The sequence below is a fragment of the Pseudomonas sp. TKO26 genome (assembly GCF_003225665.1).
Lineage (GTDB): Bacteria > Pseudomonadota > Gammaproteobacteria > Pseudomonadales > Pseudomonadaceae > Aquipseudomonas > Aquipseudomonas saponiphila.
In genome coordinates this window covers 207,279-213,442 of the sequence record NZ_QKLN01000010.1, presented here as the reverse complement: position 1 = coordinate 213,442, position 6,164 = coordinate 207,279, and the positions used below count along the sequence as shown (strand labels likewise).

Sequence of the window (6,164 nt, the reverse complement as noted above, 5' to 3'; positions counted from 1 at the left end):
GGGTTGGGGGGCGGGGTACATATCCGTTGCTGCGGTAACGGCTGCTTATGGTTTCGCCCTTACGGTGAGTCCCTTTTGTCAAACGCCGGAGTGCCGGCCCAGCGAAAAGGAACCAAAAGGGCTTGCCCCTCCATACGGCCCCTCGCTGGGGCTCGGGGTGCCCGAGCTCCGGCATTGCTCCGGGGGCCCGCCGCCAACCGGCCATCCATGGCCGGGTGGCGGCTAGCTCGGCATCCATGCCGAGCTGCCCCCTGCGCAACGCCTACGCTCGGCCTGCTGGGAAGGGGCCTGAAGATCAAGATCAAGATCAAAAGCCAAAGCCAAGGTGCGCAGGCCGTCTCCTTGTAGCCGCTGCCGAAGGCTGCGAACGAGCGCTCGCGCTCGCAAAACCAGGCGGCGCGATATGTCAGGAATATCGGGGAGGCAGGTTTAGCGTCTCCTGCGACGGAATGCCGCCCAGAGCGTTCGCAGCCTGCGGCAGCGGCTACATGTAACGCGAACGGCAATGAAACAGGTCGGCCGGTAGGCCGCCGTCAGATTTTGATCTTGATCTGGCCTTTGATCTTCCTGCCCCTTTAGACACGATGGCCGAACGCAGGCATTGAGCCGTGGGTAACCCGGCAGGACGCCGGGTTAGCCGCACTGGGCCATGGATGGCCCATTGCGGCGGCCCACGGATCAATGCCGGAGTTCGGGCATGCCTCGCTATGCGAGGCACCGAGTGGAGGGGCAGGAGCCTTTGGTTACTTTGGGCTCTTCAAAGTGACTCGCTGTAAGAGCGAAACCCTAAGTGGCCGTGACCGCAGCAACGGATATGTCCCCCCCAAAAAAAGCCGAAAAGCTCGTTCAATCCCCCCGCCTTTCGCTCCGCAAGCCCTCACAACCAACCCCCAATTCAATCAATTGCTCCAGAGGCACCGCCGGCGAAAAAAAGTACCCCTGGGCACAGCCAATGCCAATGCTGCGCAGAATATCGATCTGCTCCTGAGTCTCGACCCCTTCGGCGGTCAGCGTCGCCTGGTACAGGCGGGCGCTTTCCTGGGCGATGGAGACGGCGGTGCGCATCCGTTCGTAGTGCAGCAGCGAAATCATCGAGTGGTCGATCTTCACTTCCGCAAAGGGGTATTTGGCCAGAATGCTCAGCGCCGAATAGCCGGTGCCGAAGTCGTCCAGGGACAGGGTCACGCCGTGATCCTTGAGCAGGAGCATGTTGTGGGCCACTTGGCGGGTGTCCTGCAGCAGGGTGTTTTCGGTCAGTTCCAGGGTCAGGCGGTGGCCGGGCAGGCCGCTCTCCTTGAGGCGCCGTATCAGCAGCACGGCAAAGTTGGCATCGCTCAGGGTCGAGGCCGAGACGTTCACCGCCAGGGGCCCCGACAAGCCGGCGTCGATGTAGCGCTGGGCGTCACGAATCACCGCTTCGATGGTCGACCATTCGAAGGCGTGCTGCAGGTCGTGGTGGCGGATGACCTCGAGAATCAGCAGCGGAGAAATGGCCGCGCCCTGTTCGTCCCGGGCCCGCAGCAACGCTTCGGCGCCGATCACCGTGCCCCGGCTCAGGCAGAACTTGGGCTGGTAGTGCAGCGGCGGGTCGTTGCTGCGGACCCATGCCAGCAACTGCTGGCGGATGCGTTCGTTGCTCTGGGCCTGTTCGATCAGCGACTGATGCAGGTAGCGCACGGGTTGGCGGCTGTCCTGCAAGGCCAGGCTGATGTTGCGCAAGGTGATGTTGGCGCTGCCGCCGGCGCAGGCGTCGATCACGCAGAACTGCAGCGTGGGAGGCAGGCCGCTGTCGCTGGGCAAGCGGGCCTGCAGGGTCGTCCTCAGGGTGGCCAGCAGGGCCGACTCCTCGACCTGACGGATACTGCAATTGGGCAGGGCCAGTGCCAGGCTCAGGTCCGAGAACATGAATGGCCTGGGTTCGGTGGCGCTCAGCAGGACGTGCCGGGCGGCGCCGTCCTGGAATTCCTGCGCCAGGCAGACCAGCAACTGATCGGTCCAGTCGTGGCCGTGAATGGCCACCAGGTCCTTGAGGTTGCCGACTTTGACCACGACCAGCGTGTGCCGCCCGAGCATCTTCGCCCCCTGTTGCAGCAGTTGCTCCAGATAGATGCTCAAGGCCCGGCGATTGGGCAGTTGCGTGGTCGGGTCGGTCAGCGCCTGTTGCAGCAGGCGCTGCTGGGCCTGCTGGTAGCCTGCCTCGCGGCGCAGCATGGCGAGAATCAGGATGATCAGCGGCAGCGAGAACAGGGTCGAACTGAAGCGCAACGACAGCAACTGTGCGGCGATGGTCCAGTCGATGCTGCCCATCCAGTAGACCAGTGGCACCGGGGCAATGGCGGCGCCGACCCGTACCAGCAGCACCAGGGTCATTTCCTTGAACTGCAGGGACCACAGGCGGCGCGATTCGAACCAGCGGTGCAGCAGCACGCCGCCCAGGGTCATCAGGCTGAAACTGAACAGGGCTTCGGCGAACAGCTCGCTGCTGGCGAACCAGAAACGCGCCAGCGCCACCAGCGCCAGGCAGGCCAGGCCGCCCCACCAGCCACCCAGCAAACCGGCGAGAAACAGCATGTCGTTGCTCGGGAACACCTTCACCGGCGTCTGCATGAACTGCGAGGCCAGGGCGATCAGGGTGACGTTGCTGGTTCCGAGAATCAGCCCCAGCAGGACCTTTTTCGACTTGATTAGGCGCTGGGCGTCCTCGCGCAGCATCAGCAGGGTGCTGAAGACCCCGACCATGGCCACGTATTGCAGCAGGATGATCGGCAACGCCGATGTGTTGACCGCAAGGTTGAGAGACATGGGCTCCCACATACCGCTGTGCATGGTTGTCGAACCGCCTGATGGGGGGCGAGATTGGGAAGGGGGTGGAGGAGGATAAAAGTCCGCTGCGGGGGTGGCCTATAAGGCATTTCTGTTTCTTGATGGGTTTATTCTTGAATTTTTTCGAGAGTTGTCTGGTTTTCCCTGCTGGGAATGCTCTCTGCGCTCGTGCTAAAAAACCGCCTCAGCCCTGATTGCCCCTTGTCGAGATCGCCCCATTGCCGGCCACCCGCCTGACCCTGATCTGCCATGCCCGTACCGCCGCCCAGAAACAGGCGCGGCTGCCCCTGGACGAAGCCCTGGAAATGGACTGGCAGGCCCAGGCCCTGAGCCGGGCGACGGCCCTCAAGCCCGGGCTGCGGGTGCTTTGCGGTCCGGAGTTGCGCACTCGCCAGACCGCCGCCCTGTTCAGCGCCGAGCCGCAAGTGCAGGAAGCCTTGCGCGACTGCGGCTTGGGCCTCTGGCAGGGGCTGTCGATCAAGCAGTTGCAGGCGCGCGAGCCCCAGGCGCTGCAGGCCTGGCTCGCGGACCCGTACCTGGCGCCGCCGCAGGGTGAATCGGTGGCCCAGTTGTGCCAGCGTGTGGCGCAGTGGCTGCAAGACATGGTCGCGCGCCCCGGGCACTGGCTGGCGGTGACCCATCCCTTTGTCATGCGTGCGGCGTTGCTGCAGGTGTTGCAGGCGCCCCTGGCGAGCTTCAACCTGCTGGATATCGAGCCCCTGGCCCGGCTCGACCTTAGCCACGCCGGCCGCTGGCGCCTGCGCCTGCTTGAATCGCCGGCCCCCGGTTAACGCGCGACGCTCGCCGGTTGCGGCTGCCGTGCCGGCCACTGCAGTGCCTTGGAGAAAGAATTCTCATCGGGCCAAAGCCCCGCATACTGGCGGGCAGGCAAAACAGCGAGAGCAAGACCCATGAAAACCCTACAGGTCATCGGCATCGGCGCCGGCAACCCCGACTACATCACGATTCAGGCGATCAAGGCGCTGAACAGCTGCGATGTGGTGTTTCTCATGGACAAGGGTCCGAGCAAGGATTCGCTGATCGATCTGCGCCGCGAACTGTGCGAACGCTACATCACCGAGCGGCCCTTTCGTTTCGTCGAGGCACAGAACACCGAGCGCGAACGTGGCGATGTCGACTACCAGGCCAGCGTGCAGGCGCTGAACCGCGACAAGCAGCAGGTCTTCGAGCGCCTGATCAACGAGGAACTGGCCGATGGGGAAACCGGCGCCTTCCTGACCTGGGGCGATCCGGCGCTGTACGACAGCACCTTGCGCATCCTGGAGCAGATCCTCGCCAGCGGCGCGGCGCAGTTCGACTATCAGGTGATCCCCGGCATCACCAGCGTCCAGGCCCTGGCCGCCCGGCACAAAGTGCCGCTGAACCGCATCGGCCGCTCCGTGGAAATCACCACCGGCCGGCGCCTGGCGGCGGGGCAGGCCAGCGATGCCGACAGCCTGGTGGTGATGCTCGATGCCGAGGATTCCTATCGCCAGCTGCGCAACCAGGACCTGGACATCTATTGGGGCGCCTACCTGGGCACCGCGGACGAGATCCTCATTTCCGGGCGGCTTGACGAGGTCGCCGAGCAGATCCAGCAGGTGCGTCGCCAAGCGCGGCAGACTCATGGCTGGATCATGGACACCTACCTGCTGCGCAAGCCGCAGGCTTAGGCTCTGCTCGCAATGGACGCCACTGAATGAGTGGCGTGTCGTTCGCCGGCAAGCCGGCTCCTACGCAAGGGGTTTTCGGCCGAAGCGCTCGCGGTAGGCCGAAGGCGGCAGGCCCACCAGGCCACGAAAGGCCACGCGAAAACTTTCCACCGAACGATAACCGCAACGCAGGGCGATGCTTTCTGTGGTTTCGCTGCCGCTTTCCAGCAGCTCCCGGGCCCGGGCCATTCGCTCATGCTGCAACCAGGCCTTGGGCGAGGCGCCGGTGGCGTCGCTGAAACGCCGCAGGAAGGTTCGCTCGCTCATCAGGGCCCGGGCCGCCAGGTCGCTCACCGCCAGCGGCTCATGCAGGCGCTCCCGAGCCCATTGCATGACCCGCGACAGATCGCTGCGCGGGGTGCGGCTGACGGGCGCGGGAATGAACTGGGCCTGACCGCCGGTACGCTGGGGCGACATCACCAGGCGCCGGGCCACGCTGTTGGCCACCTGGGTGCCGAAGTCCCGGGCCACCAGGTGCAGGCAGGCATCGATGCCGGCGGCGCTGCCAGCGGAGGTGATCAACTGCCCGGAATCGACGTAGAGCACATCCGGATCCACCGAGATGTCCGGGAAGCGCTCGGCCAGCTCTTGGGTGTAGCGCCAGTGGGTGGTGGCGCCCAGGCCGTTGAGCAGGCCGCTGGCCGCCAGGGCGAAGACCCCCGAGCAGATCGACAGCAGCCGCGCGCCGCGATGGTAGGCCCGGCGCAGGGCTTCCAGCAGCCTGGGCGGCGGTGCCTGATCGCGGTTGCGCCAGCCGGGAATGATGATGGTCCGGGCCTGCTCCAGCAGTTCCAGGCCGCCATCGGCCAGTATCCGGATACCGCCCGCAGCGCGCATCGGCCCCGGGTCCACGGCGACGATGCAGTGCTCATACCAGGGAAAATCGAACTCCGGCCTGGCCAGGCCGAAGATTTCCACGGCAATGCCGAATTCGAAGGTGCAAAGGCCGTCGTAAGCCAGGATCGCGACCAGGCCGGGGGAATTGTGCATTTGGCGGAAAGTTACCAGTCGATGTCCGGGGCGCCACTTTAGCGCGGCGGGGCAGGGCCTATAAAGTCCTCCCACCTTAATCGCGAGTTTCTGGAGACGCCCATGACCAGCCTGGTCCGTAGCACTGCCGCCGCTCCTTCGGCCATTGCCCTGATGCATTTTTGCAACCGCCTGACCTTTGAAACCGACTGTTCCGACGTCTACCGCAGCCAGGAGGCTGGCGAGGTGGATTTTGTCCTGGTGGATGTGCGTGGCCCCGAGGCCTTTGCCCGTGGCCATGTGCCCGGGGCGATCAACATGCCTGGGCCCATGCTCACCGCCGAACACCTGGCCGGTTATGCCCGCGACACCCTGTTCGTGGTGTATTGCGCCGGCCCGCATTGCAATGGCGCGAACAAGGCGGCGGTCAAGCTGGCGGCCCTGGAATACCCGGTCAAGGAAATGATCGGCGGCATCACCGGCTGGCTGGCTGAGGGCTTCCCGCTCAGCAGCGGGCAGCCGTGCCGCGAGGGGGCGGATCTGTCCTGCGCCTGCTGAAGGGCGCCCCCCGCTGGCGGCGGCCTCAGGCTGTCGCCAGGGGGGATGTGTCGGTAAACATGGGCCGTTTTGAGGCGAACGTCGGGTTTTTCAGGCACACAT

At 65.0% G+C, this 6,164-nt stretch carries 5 protein-coding genes; 3 read left to right on the top strand and 2 right to left on the bottom strand.

The annotated features are described in order from the left end of the window. Positions 1-846: 846 nt before the first annotated feature. On the bottom strand, positions 847-2,802 hold the full coding sequence (locus tag DNK59_RS17040) for a bifunctional diguanylate cyclase/phosphodiesterase (RefSeq protein ID WP_158288755.1): 1,956 nt from the start codon (positions 2,800-2,802) through the stop codon (positions 847-849). A gap of 239 nt (positions 2,803-3,041) precedes the next feature. Between DNK59_RS17040 and DNK59_RS17035 the strand changes: the two genes are divergently transcribed. Both DNK59_RS17035 and cobF read left to right on the top strand, forming a co-directional pair. After that, on the top strand, positions 3,042-3,614 hold the full coding sequence (locus tag DNK59_RS17035; RefSeq protein WP_110723977.1) for a histidine phosphatase family protein: 573 nt from the start codon (positions 3,042-3,044) through the stop codon (positions 3,612-3,614). 120 nt (positions 3,615-3,734) lie between these two features. Continuing rightward, a complete protein-coding gene (cobF, locus tag DNK59_RS17030; protein ID WP_110723976.1) occupies positions 3,735-4,496 on the top strand; it encodes a precorrin-6A synthase (deacetylating) in 762 nt (253 codons plus the stop codon). Positions 4,497-4,556: 60 nt separating this feature from the next. Here cobF and ftrA read toward each other — a convergent pair whose 3' ends face one another. Continuing rightward, entirely contained in the window at positions 4,557-5,525 is a 969-nt protein-coding gene (gene ftrA / locus DNK59_RS17025) for a transcriptional regulator FtrA (protein WP_092315946.1), read from the bottom strand. 102 nt (positions 5,526-5,627) lie between these two features. Here ftrA and DNK59_RS17020 point away from each other — a divergent pair, with 102 nt between their 5' ends. Further along, positions 5,628-6,062 carry a rhodanese-like domain-containing protein gene (locus DNK59_RS17020; protein WP_110723975.1) on the top strand — a complete coding sequence of 145 codons (435 nt, stop codon included), beginning with the start codon at positions 5,628-5,630 and terminating at the stop codon, positions 6,060-6,062. The last annotated feature ends 102 nt before the right edge of the window (positions 6,063-6,164 follow it).

Coding starts and splice junctions, on each gene's coding strand:
- DNK59_RS17020 (WP_110723975.1), top strand. CDS start 5,628: ATGACCAGCCTGGTCCGTAGCACTGCCGCCGCTCCTTCGGCCATTGCC.
- ftrA (WP_092315946.1), bottom strand. CDS start 5,525: ATGCACAATTCCCCCGGCCTGGTCGCGATCCTGGCTTACGACGGCCTT.
- DNK59_RS17040 (WP_158288755.1), bottom strand. CDS start 2,802: ATGTCTCTCAACCTTGCGGTCAACACATCGGCGTTGCCGATCATCCTG.
- cobF (WP_110723976.1), top strand. CDS start 3,735: ATGAAAACCCTACAGGTCATCGGCATCGGCGCCGGCAACCCCGACTAC.